General features: G+C 43.9%; 4 protein-coding genes. All 4 read right to left on the reverse strand.

Features of this window, described 5'->3' with window-relative positions; genetic code table 11:
- Window positions 1–37: 37 nt before the first annotated feature.
- Window positions 38–1,045, reverse strand: a complete 1,008-nt coding sequence (locus AOQ70_RS01830) for a phosphotransferase enzyme family protein (RefSeq protein ID WP_025092649.1) — start codon at window positions 1,043–1,045, stop codon at window positions 38–40.
- The gene (locus tag AOQ70_RS01835; RefSeq protein ID WP_059374655.1) at window positions 1,038–7,445 is read right to left on the reverse strand and encodes a type I polyketide synthase; all 6,408 of its coding nucleotides are present in this window, start codon (window positions 7,443–7,445) and stop codon (window positions 1,038–1,040) included. Before AOQ70_RS01835 ends, AOQ70_RS01830 begins: the two co-directional genes overlap by 8 nt.
- Window positions 7,438–14,670 carry a type I polyketide synthase gene (locus AOQ70_RS01840; RefSeq protein WP_059374657.1) on the reverse strand — a complete coding sequence of 2,411 codons (7,233 nt, stop codon included), beginning with the start codon at window positions 14,668–14,670 and terminating at the stop codon, window positions 7,438–7,440. The genes AOQ70_RS01835 and AOQ70_RS01840 overlap by 8 nt, the downstream gene beginning before the upstream one ends.
- A gap of 18 nt (window positions 14,671–14,688) precedes the next feature.
- Window positions 14,689–16,285 (reverse strand): beta-ketoacyl reductase (locus AOQ70_RS01845; RefSeq protein ID WP_156417728.1); only part of this gene is annotated, 1,597 nt, incomplete at its 5' end.

Below are 16,285 nucleotides of genomic sequence, written 5' to 3' on the forward strand. Positions count from 1 at the left end.
CAATCCCCGCCTCATCATATAGGCGGGGATGTTCATTTTAAGATTGACTTAACTTTGTAAAGTCAAACGTCGTAATAGGTGCTGCTTCTTCAATGTCGGACCGGAAGCCGGCGAGCATCGCCTTCTCTTCTTCTCCGATGTCAGCCAAATCAAATGCTTGGTGCAGCAAGCCATAGATCAGCATGTGACGTAAACGAAGGAAATCAGGAATGTAGGCAAGCCACTCATCCCCAAGTTCATTCTCTTCACGATAGCCTTTAAGGAACTGTTTCATAAAGTTTCCTGCAAAAGCAGCTTTGTCTTCGTATGGAATCACTGGGTACCATAAGACATTGTATAGCAAAATGCTAATGTCATTCATAAACCAGTTGTACCCAATATCATCGAAATCGAAGGTCGTAATTTTCCCTTGATCCCAGTGGAAGTTTCCGTGATGAAGATCCGCATGAACCAATCCGTACGTATCCTGATTTTTCGGAAGCTTTGCCAGCTTTTCCATCAACCGATCCGCTTGTTCAAAAACAAGCGTCTGATCTGCTGGCACATATTTACGCAGTTTAAGCTGCTCCTCTTCATCCCACTCTTGTCTTTTATAACGCGGGTCTGACAAATGATAGCTTTTTGTCAGTTTGTGCATTCGGCCTGTGTACTGTCCAAGGGCATAAAATAATTCATCGTTCCAGTCCGCCTCTTCGACTTTACGACCTGGTGCTTTTTCATAGACTCGAAGCAAGAAGGCGCCGCCCTGCCCATCGTCTACTTGCTCGATATCACGGCCATTTAATGAAGCAATTGGTTTCGCAACGGAAAGTCCACCCTTCGCTAAATGATGCAGCCATTCCATTTCACCTAAAATATAATCAGGTGATCTGCGGATGGTATGGGTAATTTTTAAAATGAAAGACTCTCCGTCTTTTTTTAGTTCATACACATAGTTTTCTGCATCTGCGATAAAGTGGATATCACTTCGCTTGACTCCGTATAAATGAGTAGCCTCATCTAAAATTTTTGATTCTTCATATATGGCTTTTACATCTTTATGCATGCTGATTCTCCCTCTTCATATATTTTGCTAATTCGCGAATGGTGTGTTTTTCAGCAAAATTCAAATCATCAACATACCAACCCTTCTTTTCAATCTCTACTTCCATTTTGACAGCAAGTAAAGAATTTCCTCCTAAATCGAAAAAGTCGTTGTCAATTCCTACTTTTTCCACATGAAGAATGTCACACCAAATGTCTAAAAGTAATGCCTCACGTTCATTGGTTGGCTGTGCATAAAGCCCTTGATCCTGCGTAATTTCTGTCGTTAATAATGAACGAAGACTTTCTTCATCATGAACCTGGAGGGCTTTTACATAACCGCTATGCAGCGTTTGATCTGTTTGAACCGTTTCCCATGTAAAACCTTTAGAAGCGAGATAACTTGCTGTCTCCATCTTGTGACCCTCTTTTTCTTCATTCGAATGCTGAGGAGGTGACAGGTGATCGACGATTTGAATGTGATCACTCAATGAACCGATTTCTCCCACTTGTATACGATACGTTTGCTGCCCCTCGATCTCCTGAATCTGGTGCTCTTCCATAAATGACTTGAATAGTTCATTACGTCCGGTTAATACAAACGTAAATTCAATGGAAGAAAGCTGGTGATGACGGCTGTATTCGGCGAGCCATGTCAGACATTTTTGCTCAATTCCTTTCCCTAGAGCACGACAGCTCAGCATCCATGCATCAATTTTCAAGGTGTCGTCTGCATGATGAGCCAAGATCGCTCCTACAATCCCTTCATGACTGAAGCGATCCGCTGCCTCAATGATCCAGCCCTGGACATGCTCATTTTCCATCCGCTCTCTCAGCTGCTGTTCATCAAAGTGCTGATCATTTAAGCGGAATTGGTTAATGCGGCTGCTCATTTGTGCCACACGTGCAAGGTGCTGCTCTCCCCACTCTGTTACACTCATGTGCAAGTTCAAATCTTGTAAAAATTGTTCCATTGACGGCGACTCTGCTTTCTCTTTTTGACGAGCTCTTTCAGCCTTGTAGCTCATGGTTCGCCCTCTATCCTCATCCGTAACATCATAACGGTCAAATGCCCAAGCATGCTCAGCAAATAATGGAATGGCTTTTTCATTGGCAGGTAAGAGCAGTGTCATCACTTCTGGCAGTTCTTCATTCATTCGTAAGCACTGAGCTGGATCATCATCTAAGAAAATAAACTGAGATAATGAAAGGTTCAGTGAATCTGCCATCTCTTTTAAATGTGAAGGTTTACTTTCCCAATTGATTCGCCAATCGACAATATCGTCTTTTTGTAAGACCATATCTGGGTGGTTTTCAAACACACGCCACACATCTTCTTCATTATTTCTGCTGCTTAGGACAAGCAGCATTCCCTCTTGTTGTTTTTGCTTTAAGAAGCGCTGAAGCATTTGATGTTCTGGCGTAATATCAATGCCTTCCACACCGTCTTCTGAAACAATACCTCTCCACAGCGTATGATCACAATCAATGGCGGCTACCTTAAATGGTGCACCTTGCCATGCTACAATCTCTCGCGCGACTTTTGTACCGATAGCTCCACAAAAGACTTCAGTGAATGGGAGATGCGCCGCTTGCTCTCCTTTTTCATCAAAGATATCCTCAATCTGATATTGCTGAGCAAGCTGACGACAGTCGATCAACTGAACACCGCCTATCTCGGATAACTGATCAATCCACTCTTGTTCCACGTCTTGCAACGTGTCCCTAAGAGCCGCACTTATCGGCAAAATACCAACAAAATATAGGTTATGTTTTGTTTTTGATTTCAGAACGTTTGCTAGTTCTTCTGCATGCTCTGAAGCCAGTTTTTTCTTTTCTTCCAGTGAGAGATGAGCTGGACCAGCGATATCCTCCAGACGAATGAGTAGAAGATTTGCGCCGTTTTTCTTCTTTGAGATAAGGCTGCGCTCATTTAACAGCTCCTGATACACCTGCCCATACGGTGCAAATTGAATATCGAGCTGCACATCAAACTGTTTGGTCCAATACTGAATGTAAGGAGCAACTAGATCTGCTGTAAATGTCGAGCTTACTGTAAGCACAAGTGGTTCTTTTTTCTCTGCACGGTCCCTTTTCTCTTTTGCTGCTCGTTCTTCTTCCTGTGAAAGCACAGCGAAATCCTTGAGCAATTGATCAGGTGTTTGAACAGCCTGTTCGACCAAGTGCTGGAAGTGCTTGACGAAAGTTTGCATCGTCTCATGTTTAAAAAGAGCAAGATTGTATTGAAGGACGCACTTTAACTCACCTGTTACCTCTCTGACAACATCCATTTTCATATCGAGTTTGGAAATCCCCTTTGCAAACTCATGCGTTTCAAAGGTCAGTCCATCAGCTTCAATTTTAATATTCGGATCGTATTCATTGTGATAGATAAGCATCGTATCAAAGAATGGATTGCGATGCGGCCTTGTTTTTGGATTCAAATGCTCGACCATTTGGTCAAACGGGTATTCTTGATGGTCGTATGCATCGAGCAGAACTTGTTTTGTCTGTACCAATTGTTCTATAAAGGATGCTTCTTGTGCCATGTCTAGTTTTATTGGCAGGAAGTTCGTAAACATCCCAATCGTATGCTCGATATCTGCATGACGTCTTCCAGCCACAAGTGAACCGACAATCAGTTCTTGCTGATCGGCATAGCGTGAGAGCAGCAGTCCATATAGCTGGAACAAAATGACGTTATTGGTCAGCTGATATCGTTCAGCCAGCTGTTCAATTTTCTCAACGATGTGCGGTTCAATATTAAATTTGATCGCTCTTCCTAAAAAAGATTGTTCCTTCCGTTCAAAATCATATGGCATTGTTAAAGTCGGAACATTTGAGCCCATTTGCTCCTTCCAATATTCCTGCTGCTTTTGAAACATCTCGCTGCGGAAATATTTGTCTTGCCACTCTGCATAATCTTTATATTGCACAGTCAGTTCCGGCAAGGTTTCCCCGCGATAGAGCTCAGTAAATTCTTTAATAAAGATGTTCATGCTCGCTCCATCAGCGACAATATTATGCATATCAACTAATAAAAGATGATCATCTTCCGCGATTTTCACAAAACGCACACGAATCAATGGTGCGGCCTTTAAGTCAAATGGACGAATGAAGTCATCGATTTGTGCTTCTAATTCTTGTTCCTCAGCCTCAGTCATTTCAACAGCAAATTGAAAATCATCATGGACGCGCTGAACAGGTTCTCCATCCTTTAATTCAAAAGTCGTTCGTAAGGTTTCATGACGATCAATCAATTGCTTAAAAGTCTGTTCAAAGCGCTCAACGTCGATTTCACCTTTACATCTCAGAGCCATTGGCATGTTATAAGAAGTCACTTGACCAATACGCTGATGAATGAGGAATGTTCGTCTTTGAGCGGCGGATAATGGGTACGAGTCTTTCTGTTCCACCGGTTCAATTTTGAAATATTGATTCTTCTCTGCCTTTTCAATGAATGCTTGGAGCTTCTCAATCGTCGGATTGTTGAACATATCTGTGAGCGTTAGTTCTACACCGAACTCTTTGTGAATTTGAGAAATAAGACCGGTCGCATTTAACGAATGTCCGCCAAGCTCAAAGAAATGATCGTCTCTTCCCACCTTTTCAATTCCTAAAATATCTTTCCACATCCGCTGTAATGTTGCTTCTATATCATTCGCTTCGGCGGCTTGATATTGATTGTTTTCTTCTATTTCCTGTCCCTTTTCCTTCGGCACTACCATTTGCACACCTGAAGACGAGGATAACGCGGCTGTATCTACCTTTTCAATCCAATATCTTTGTCGTTCAAACGGATAAGTTGGCAGGGATACTTTTTGATTAGATTTCTGTTTTCGTAATTTTGTCCAGTCAACTGGCACTCCTTGAAGCCAGATGTCACCCAATCTTCCCAGCAGGTAGCGGTCATCTGCTGCCTCTTCTTTCGGGTGACGCATCAATGGAATCGGCTGCTGATGGTGATCCTTTGAGACTTGGCGAATAAAGGCACTTAACGTATTTCCCGGCCCGACTTCAATAAAAATGGGATCAAGCTCCGTTAATAATGTCTCTGCTCCATCACGGAAACGAACTGCTTGCCGCAAGTGGTCAGCCCAGTATGCTGGATCCTGCACTGCTTCATGATCAATCCACGTACCTGTGACGTTAGAAATATACGGGATAGATGGTGCATTCAATTGATACTCAGCTACTTTTTCTTTGAATGATGGCAGGATGTCATCCATCATTTTAGAGTGGAAGGCATGAGAGGTGTGAAGCTTTCTGCACCCATGTCCAGCTGCCTCCAGCTTCTCAGCGAGTGCATCAATAGCTGCAGTCTCACCAGACACCACACATAACTCAGGTCCATTTACTGCCGCAAGTGAAAGGTCACCCGTCAAATATGACAGCACCTTCTGTTCACTCAAAGGTACGCTCAGCATAGAGCCTTTTGGAAGCTGGCTAATCAGCTGTCCGCGATAACACACGAGATCTACGGCATCTTCAACAGACAGTAAACCAGATACGGCAGCAGCAGTGTATTCTCCAATACTGTGACCGATCATCGCCTGCGGTTTGATGCCAAAATGCATCAGCAATTTAGCCAAAGCGTATTCCATACTAAACAGAAGCGGCTGTGTATATTCGGTTTGGTTAATCAATTGAGGATCATCACTTGCTTCTGTTGAGAATAAAATGCTGAATGGGTCAACTGAGACATGCTGTTTGAATTGATTCAAGCATTGATCCAGCGCTTCTTTAAAAACTGGATACTTGTCATAAAGCTGACGCCCCATGTCCACATACTGAGATCCTTGGCCTGGGAAAAGAAAGACGATTGGCCGGCTCGATGTTTGAGAGCTGGCCGTCTTGACCACCTCTTTTGACCTTTGATTCAGCGCCTGTAACATGTCAGCTGTATCACTTCCAAGAATGACACGTTTATGCGGGAAATGATGGCGTCCTGTTTGCAGCGTATAGGCGACATCGCTTAAACGGACATGCTGCTGATGCTGCAGTAAATAGTCAGCAAGACGATCCGTCATTTTTTCAAGGGCTGCTGGTGTTTTCGCAGATAATAAAAGAAGTTCACTATCTTCTGTGCGATCTGCTGCGACACGTGCAATAGGTGCTTCTTCTAAAATGACATGAGCGTTTGTTCCACCAATCCCAAATGAGCTTACACCTGCCCTGCGAGGAGATGCCTGCTCGCTCCATGGCGTCAAGTCTGTATTTACAACGAAAGGCGAATCATCAAATTCAATTTTCTCATTCGGTGTTTCAAAATGAATCGTCGGCGGAATCACTTGATGCTTTAAGCTTAATACGGTTTTAATAAAACCGGCGACACCTGACGCATCATTCAAATGACCAACATTTGATTTGACAGAACCAATGCGGCAAAAGCCTTTTTTATCTGTATCAAACGCTTGCTTGAGTGCTTCAATTTCAATCGGATCTCCAAGTGTTGTTCCGGTTCCATGTGCTTCAATATAAGAAATGGATTCAGGTTCAACCTCGGCCATTCGAAGTGCTGTCTTAATAGCTGATACTTGGCCTTTCGTACTCGGTGCTGTATACCCTACTTTTCTATTTCCATCATTATTAATAGAAGATCCTTTAATGACAGCATAAATGTGATCGCCGTCCTCAATTGCATCCTCTAAATTTTTTAAAATAACTGCTCCTGCACCATCTCCAAAAACGGTTCCATCTGCTTTATTATCAAAGACGCGGCAGTGTCCGTCGGATGAATGAATCATGCCTTCTTGATAAAGATAGCCCGATTTTTGCGGCAGGCGAATGGACACACCACCTGCAACCGCCATATGACAGTCTCCGCTTAATAAAGCCTGAACAGCTAAATGAATCGACACCATTGAGGTCGAGCAGGCGGTTTGCACCACCATACTCGGTCCTTTTAGATTTAATTTATAAGAAATCATCGTTGCCAAATAGTCACGCATATTTAGAACAGCAGCTTCCAGCGTTTTTGAATCCTCACCTTGAGCAGCCCCTTGAAGTGCTCTCATGACCCACTCTGTATTGATTCCTGCACCTGTATAAAGGCCGATTTGGCCTTTATATTCAAACGGATCATACCCAGCATCTTCAAGCGCCGTCCAAACACATTCATGAAACAGTCTGAACTGCGGATCCATCATGGCTGCTTCCTTTGGAGTATAATCAAAGAAATCCGCATCAAATAAATCGACATCGTCAAGCATCCCTTTTGCTTTGACAAAACGAGGGTTTTTCAATAAGGCTTCATCTGTACCTTCACGTCGTAATTCTTCCTCTGTAAAAAAGGAGATTGTTTCTTTTCCTTTTTTCAGATTCTCCCAGTATTCATCTACGTTTTTGGCACCTGGAAAACGACCTGCAAGACCGATAACAGCAATTTCTGCGCCATGATAGTGATTCGTTGTATCATTCATTCTCGATTCCGCCTCTCAATCTTTTATTCCGTTGCTGTTTAAAACGAGCTCTTCGATCACCTGATGTGACGACGGCTAGTTCTTCTTCCATCGTATCTTCCTTCGATTCCTCAGAAGGCTGGATATATTTTGCAAGCTCAGCGACAGATGGATACGTAAACAATGTCACCACCGCTTCATTTGTTTGAAGTGCTTGATTTAACCGATTGGTGACTTGAACAATATCCAGCGAGCTTGCGCCTAAATCAAAGAAGTTGTCGTGAATGCCCACTTGCTCCATCCCCATAAAATCCTGCCACACTTGACAGATCACTTTTTCAGTTTCATTTCGAGGAGCCACATATGGATTGCCCAGCTCTGGTCTTTCGTGCTTAGACACTTCATATGAATCCGCACTCGCTGCAGCCTTCGATTCTAGTGACAGCCATTGATCTATCCGTTCTTCAAGATTTCCTGTGGACACGAGCATGTGGCGATTCTGCCGGGTAGACAGAACATATTGGAACAGCTCAGCACCCTCTTCTGGTAAAATCGCAAGCTCATTAATCGATTCACCAATTGTGGATTCTAGCTCACCCCAGAAATTCCACGCATCCCAGTTCACACACAACCACGGGGTTTGACTATTTTGATTGAGTCTAGCTGCAAATGCGTCCATATATAAGTTAGCTGCTGAGTAAGCAGAGAATCCTAAGCCCCCGAGCAGTGCACTAATGGATGAAAAGAGGAGACAAAAGTCCGCTTGTTCTTGCTCCAGCAACTGCTCTAGCACATCGAGCCCTTTCACTTTTGATTGGAATTGATCCTCTCCCTGCGCCAATGTAGATGGAATATCTTTAATTGCTCGGAAGGATGTACTTCCTGGTAATCCTGCTGCATGGAACACACCATGAACGCCGCCATGCTTTTTGCGAATGATCTCAAAAACACGTTCCATCTGCTCAAGATCTCCTGCATTCGCCTGCACTGCTTCTACTGTTGCACCTAATCGTTCGAGCTCGAGTACCTTCTCAATTCTCGTGCACTGCGCTTCATCGGCATTCTCTTGTTGAACATATGACGCCCATTCATCTCTTGGCGGCAATGCCGTTCTTCCTGTTAAGTAAAGATGAACATTTCCTTCTTTCGCCAGCATCTTTGATAGAACAAACCCAATGCCGCCCAAACCGCCCGTGATGAGATACACACCATTTGGCCTGATCAGTTTCGGAAGTCCATCTTCTTTTTGCAGTGGCAAACGTTTGTAGCTCTGCACCCAGCGTTGACGATTGCGATACGCTACAAGCTGGTCTTTTCCAGGCTGCATAATTTCCTGCCCAATGAGATCGACAAGTTCCTGTTCTTTCCAAGTCATAACATCCGGCACATCCTCCACATCGATATTCCAGCATTTAATGTGATGATATTCCTGTGAAATGACTTTAACCGGCCCAAGCATTGCGCTTTTCTCTGCACATATCGTCTCATTCCCTGTAACTGGCTGAATTCCGCTAGTGACAGTAAACAAACGGCAATCTCGAATATTTTTTTGTGCAGCAATAGCTTGAGATAAGAAAATTAAGCTGTAATAGCCCTTTTCAATGTGCGTCTGAAATGCGGCTTGGCGATTCATGCCGTCCTCTTCTTTCGCAGATTCCCATAAATGCAGAATCCGATTGATATTGATACCTCTATTAGACAATGAATCTAGCATGTTTCTGTAGTGCTGGCCTTCTGCCGGATTGATCGTAAACGCCTGCTCCAGCTCTTGATAAGCCTCACCTTTTGTGACAGAAATGACCTTGATTCCTTGTTGTTTGAATGATTGTACAAACAGTTCATGAAAGGCATCCTGTTCCTCGAAAATGAGCCACGTTTGCTCTTCTGGTTCTTTTTCGAAAACTGGTTTTAGAGGCTGCTGCTCCCATGAAGGCAGATAAAACCATTCTTCCATCTCTTTTTTCTTCGTTTCCTTAGGAACGGATAGCTGCGGAGAAGCGGTCTTTCCTGCTTCAATCCAATATCGTTTTCGTTCGAATGGATATGTCGGAAGCGATACAAGCTGACGTTCCTCTTGAGTTGGACGCGGCTGCGTTTTGACCTCGTAGCCGCCTGCCCATAGCTCTCCTATTCTTTTTAAGAAATACGCATGGTCATCCGCTTGTTCCCTTGCATGCCTCACCATATTTAGGACATCATGATGAGACTCTTTGTTTTCATGACGTTTCGCTAATGCCGCCAGGGTGTTTCCAGGTCCAACTTCAATGAGAGCTCGTACTTCATCGGTTAACAGCTGTGACAAACCTTCATGAAAACGAACGGTTCCACGCAGATGGTTGGTCCAATAAGATGCTGTCATCACCTCTTCACTTGCCGCCCAGGTACCTGTCACATTTGATATGAACGGGATCGTCGGCTCATGCAGTTCTACTTTCTCTACGAATTGTTGAAACGCCTCAAGCATCGGCTCCATCATATAGGAATGGAAAGCATGAGAAGTATGGAGCTGTCTTGTTACAATTCCTTTGTCCTGTAGTTTCTTTTCAAAAGCGGTGATATGCTCTTCTTTGCCAGAAACGACACAAAGGTCTTTTGCATTGACAGCAGCAATCGAAAGCGATTCATCGATTATCGAGTTCAGCTCCGCCTCGGGTAATTGCACACTAAGCATGGCGCCTTTTTCCATTCCTTGCATCAATCTGCCTCTTGCCATTACGAGTGTTAATGCAGACTCCAGAGAAAAGACCCCCGACAAGCAAGCGGCAACATATTCGCCGATACTGTGCCCAATCATTGATTCTGGCTCAACACCGCTATGCTGTAGTAATTTTGCTAATGCATACTCAAATATAAAGAGAAGCGGCTGAGCATTTGACGTTTTTGTGATGTCTTCGTTCGTTTCATCCTCTGGAAAAACAATGCCCTTTAAATCAACTTTCTCCGTCTCCAATACATATTTGAAGCATCTATCTACTTCCCATTTGAACACAGGTTCTGCATCGTATAATTCGCGCATCATGCCAGCATATTGAGCACCTTGTCCTGAAAACATAAAGGTAGCTTTACGCCATTTTTTGCTTCGGAACACACTGGTTTCAAGCTGCTCCTGCTGCAGCCATTCATCAGCAGAAGCGAGTACAATGGCTTTTCGGTATGGAAATTGTTTTCTGCCATAGCGCAATGTATAAGCAATATCTTCAAGCGAAACTTGAGGATGCTGTATCACGTACTGCTTTAATTGATCTGTCATTTTCACTAAAGCGGTATCCGTTTTTGCAGATAAAACAAGCAGCTGCTTTTGCTTAGAAGCTGGCTTTTGTTTCACCTGTATGCCTTCTTCTATGATCATATGGGCATTCGTGCCGCCGATACCGAAAGAACTAACCCCTGCTCTTCTCGGCTTATCTGATTCCTTCCAATACAGCGCCTTTTGATTCACATAAAACGGTGTATCTTTGAAAGGAATCTCCTGATTGGGTGATTCATAATGAATGGTTGGCGGGATCGTTTTGTGCTGGATAGCCAAAATGGCTTTAAACAGACCTGCAATCCCTGCCGCACTATTTAAATGTCCGACATTACTTTTAACTGAACCGATTGGTATTGTCAGAGGCTCTGTTCCTTTGAACACTTGGCTAAGGGCGGATACTTCAATTGGATCTCCCATTTTTGTCCCCGTACCATGTGCTTCTAAATAACCAATAGACGCGGGATCTATACCTGATTTTTCATACGTTTCTTTTAATACCTCTGCCTGTCCTTCCACACTCGGAGCGGTAAAACCAGCTTTTCGGCTGCCATCATTGTTCACACCAACTCCTTTGATGACCGCATGAATCAGGTTGCCATCTCTTATCGCATCTTCATAACGTTTTAACAGAACGATCCCCGCTCCATCTCCGAAAATGGTTCCGCTCGCCTCTTGGTCAAACGGACGGCAATGGCCATCTTTTGATTGAATCATTCCATCTTGATAGATATAGCCGATATTTTCTGGAGAACTGACCGTCACACCTCCAGCCAGCGCTGCATCACATTCTTGATTCAATAATGCTTGACAGGCCATGCCAATATTGACAAGTGAGGTCGAACAAGCTGTCTGCATCGTCACACTAGGCCCGTGTAAATTCAATTTATAAGAAAGCTGCGTACTAAAGAACTCACGATCATTTAACAGCATTGCGCTGAATTGCTCGGTTGCTTCCATTTGATGGGCAAAGCGTGTCAGCCATTCATGATTTGGGCTTGTTCCTGTATAAACCCCAATTTTCCCTGCCATTCTTTCAGGGTCACAGCCAGCATCCTCCAGCGCCTCCCAAGCACATTCATGCAAGAGCCTGAATTGTGGATCCATTAGCTCCGCCTCTCTAGCAGAATAGTTGAAGAAATCTGCATCAAAGCCTTCGATCTCTTGTAAACGTCCTTTTGCTCCAATGAAATTCGGATGCTGATAGACTGACGCATCCAGTCCTGCTTTCTTGAGTTCTTCTTCTGTGAAAAAGTGAATCATTTCTTCGCCATTCACAAGACGCTGCCAAAAGTCTTCTAGCGATGAAGCCCCTGGGAATCTTCCTGCCATTCCGACAATCGCAATATCTGGATTTTCCTGTGATGTGTTTCTTTCTGGGAAAGAAGCTGGTGTTTGCTCACGTTCCGTCTGTTCTTTAAATAAATATTCAGAAAGACTTGCCACTGTAGCAAATCGATACAATTGAACAGTGTCAATTTGTTGGTCCATTCGCTCAGAGATTTTTGCTGCAAGCTGAGATATATCAAGTGATGTCGCACCAAATTCAAAAAATGGCGATTCATCATCCATTTGATCAAACCCAAAATGAGTTTGAACAATGGCGTGAATATCTTTTTGTAAAGAGGCGAGCGAAGGAAAATCACGCTTCACAGCCTTCGGCTTTTGTGGTTCAGTTGCTGCCACCGTTTTTGTTTGTACAGAGAAATCTGTTTTATGAAATGGATAGCCTGGAAGCGGAATGCGCTGCCTATTCTTCTCCTCAGTTAAAGGAAAAGCTAAGTCGACCCCCATTTCCCAAAGAACACCTGCAACTTGAAGCAGGTCGCCATCAAGTGGTTCAGTTGTTTTTTCTACTCCTTTTTCAACCACAATCCCTTGTTTCTTTGAAAGATCAATCATCAAGGCGGTTGATTCTTGTTTGAACAAAGGCGATTTTACAGGCTGCTCTATATCAAGGAAACGCTTTGCAGACGTTGGGTCGAAAGTAGCTAGTTCCTCCCCTGTCTGCGCAATGTAAACAGGCTGTTGGAGGGTCTTTTGAGGCAATGCAGCCAGCTTTTGATTAATCATCTGGTTGTCATGAAGGCGGTATACAATAGACGCCGCCTCTGTTAGCTCAAGCCCACCTGCTGCACATAAAGCTGTCCACACCCCGCTGCCCTCTCCAATCCATCCGTCTGGTTCAATCCCGATTGATCTTAGCTGGCTGGTAAAAGCCGATGTCATGATCAGCATAGCCACTTCTGCGTGACCGTTTTGTTTGAAATGGAACAGCTCGTCTTTTTTAATAGGTATCACGGATTGGATGAGGCTCATTAAACGATCCACTTCTGTTTTAAATGAAAGATCTTTTTCATACAGCTTGATGTAACCACGTAATCCTGCTTCATGAAAACCAGTCAGCCTCATGCTTATCCGTTTATAAAGAAGACTTTCTCTGCCTGATGTCTCTTCGTTTAGCACTTGCAACTGTTCTAATAATTCATCACGTGTTGAACAGACAAGCGTTTTTCGATATTTAAAGGCTTTTCTTCCACTTTGTAAGGTATAAGCTGCTTGACCAAGTGAGAGTTCATGAAGTGAGGAGACATAATCCTTCAAGTTTTTTGTCATGTTCTTCAAATCATGCATTGATCTTGCTGACAGCACGATTAATTCTTTGGACGAGGCTGTGTTGTTTGCTTTTCTCAGCTTCGCCTCTTCTAAGATGACATGGGCATTTGCTCCCCCTATACCAAAGGCACTGACTCCAGCTCTCCTTGGCAAATGAGACGTCTTCCACTCCTCTTTATCTGTTCCAACATAAAATGGTGTTTGATCAAATGGAATACGGTGATTTGGCTTCTCAAAGTGCGGCATTGGAGCAAATTGACGATGATGCAGCATCATGACTGTTTTGATAAATCCAGCTACGCCGCTGGCGGCATCTAGATGCCCAATATTGGCTTTGACTGATCCAATTCGGCAAAAGCCTTCTTGATCTGTTTGAAATGCACGAGTAAGTGCCTCAATCTCAATCGGATCTCCAACAGGCGTACCTGTTCCATGTGCTTCGATGTATGAAATTGTCTCTGGTTCTGTCTCAGCCATTTCTAATGCAGATTCAATGACACTCGCCTGTCCACTGACACTCGGGGCTGTATAGCCGACTTTATTGCTTCCATCATTATTCGTTGCAGATCCTTTTACAACGGCATAAATAAAATCCCCGTCTTCTATCGCATCTTTTAAGCGTTTTAGTGCAACAACGCCTGCACCTTCACCAAAAATGGTCCCTTTTGCTTTTTCATCAAACGGACGGCAATGGCCATCAGGGGAATAAATCATTCCTTCTTGGTATTGATATCCTGTGATCTGCGGCTGATGGAGTGTGACGCCACCCGCTAGTGCAAGGTCGCATTCGCCGCCGATTAATCCTTGGCAAGCCATATGGATAGCAACAAGCGACGTGGAGCAAGCCGTTTGCACCGATACGCTTGGACCTTTTAGATTTAATTTATAGGCAACCCGGGAAGCGAAGGACGGGTCATTGAGATGCATGATTTGAAACACATCTTCATTCTTTTCAAGAGATGACATATGCTGCCCCATCCACGATAAATTGCTAGATGCCCCGGCATAAAGACCAATTAATCCTTCGTATTGCTCAGGCTCATAGCCAGCGTCCTCTAGCGCATGCCATGTGCATTCGTGCATCAATCGAATTTGCGGGTCCATAATGGATGCCTCTCGCGGAGAGTAGCCAAAAAAGTCTGCATCAAAAGATGATGCATTTTCTAAATATGGCTTCGCCTTCACATAATCAGAACGTTTTAAAAGCGTCTCATCTACACCCGCTGCCTTTAATTCTTCATCAGTGAAAAACGTAACGGATTCTTTCCCTTGCGATATATTTTCCCAAAACGTTTGGACATTCGGTGCTCCGGGAAACGTACCTGCTAATCCTACGACTGCAATTTCAAGTCCAGATTCGATCCATTGCTCTTGATCAGACATACGCTGCATTTCTCCCATCTATTTTCGTTTTAATCTCTGTTTACGTCGATTTTTTCCTTCTGTCATCGCCTGTTTACGGAGATTAGTTGATTCAGTGACAGCTTGCTTTTCTTCCTTTACTCCATGAATCTTCTTTAGTTCTGCAGCCAATGACGCGATGGTCGGATGGCTATACATCATAACGACCGGAACCTCTATGCCGTAAATTGATTTGATTTGACCGCTCATTTGCAGTAAATCAAGGGATGTCGCACCCATTTCAAAGAAATTCTCATTCACATCCGGCTCATGAGAAAAAAAGGAGCTGAGTACATCACACAATGATGCTTCTAGACGATCATCAATGACCTGAGATATCTCTTGAGACGGCTCTTCTTCTTGTTTCAGAGGTGTTAAGCGATGTTTCATTCTCTCACCCATATCTTGAACGGATACAAGAATTTGTGGATAATCTAGACGCAACACTTCCTGGACGGCCCTTATTCCTTGTTCTGGTGAAATTCCAGCCTGTTCCTCGATCGCCATCATGTCATTGACTTTGGCCGCTAATGCCGAGTCGTGTGCCATGCCGACTTTCTCCCACCGATCCCAATTTAAAGAAATAACCGGCTTCCCTTCCTGCCTTTTGGCATGAGCAAAGCTGTCCATAAAAGCATTTGAAGCTGCATAAGCCACTTGTCCAGCCGCTCCAAGAAAGGAAACAAGAGAGGAACAAAGTAAAAAGAAGTCGAGCGCTTCATCCTTGAGTGCTTCATTCAGCACATAGGTCCCATTGATTTTTGCCTGACACATACGAATTTCATCGTCTGCTGTTCTTGCTTGAATGATTTTCCCATCTGCCTCTCCTGCCGCATGAATGACACCATGCAAATGACCAAATGCCGTATGAGCCAGCTCAATCGCTTTCTGCACAGCATCTTTATCTGACACATCACCGTGTACAGCTTGTACATCAGCCCCTAACTCTTCAAGAGTCATCAGCTTTTTCACGATCTCAGCTTCTTTCCCATTTGCATCACGCAGCTCATGCCAGGCAGCGCGTTCACGTATTTGTGAACGGCTCATGATCACAAGTTTTGCTTGATACGCTTCTGCTAAATGTTGAGCTAGTGTGAAGCCAATACCGCCCATACCACCAGTGATGAGATAAACACCATGAGACCTGAAAGGCTGCTTGGACGATTCCCCTTTTCTTAAAGGTGTTCTTGAAGCTTTTCGAATCCATCTGCTGTTCACGCGATACGCTACGACTGCTTCTTGATCGTGCATTGCAATCTCATATGAAAGGAACAGCGGCCAATTCGCCTTTGTATCCTGACATACATCAATATGCTGACACACAATATGCTGATATTCTTGTGGAATCGTCAAAGCTAGCCCTGTAAATGTTGCTTGAAGTGGATTGACCTTCTCCATGCCGATTACATCATGTGCTTGGCTTGTCACGAGGTGAAGACGTATGGTTGTGTTATGGTACCGGCTGATCAGTCTGACGAGATCGAGCACAGATAAGTAGTTTGGCTGATCATCGGTATCTTTCGTCAGTTCATCATGCATCCAGATGATCTCTTCAGGTATAAATCCAGATTGCTGCAGTTCAGCCATGACCCACTCT

This window comes from Bacillus sp. AM 13(2015) (genome assembly GCF_001518755.1).
GTDB classification, from domain to species: domain Bacteria; phylum Bacillota; class Bacilli; order Bacillales; family Bacillaceae; genus Bacillus; species Bacillus safensis.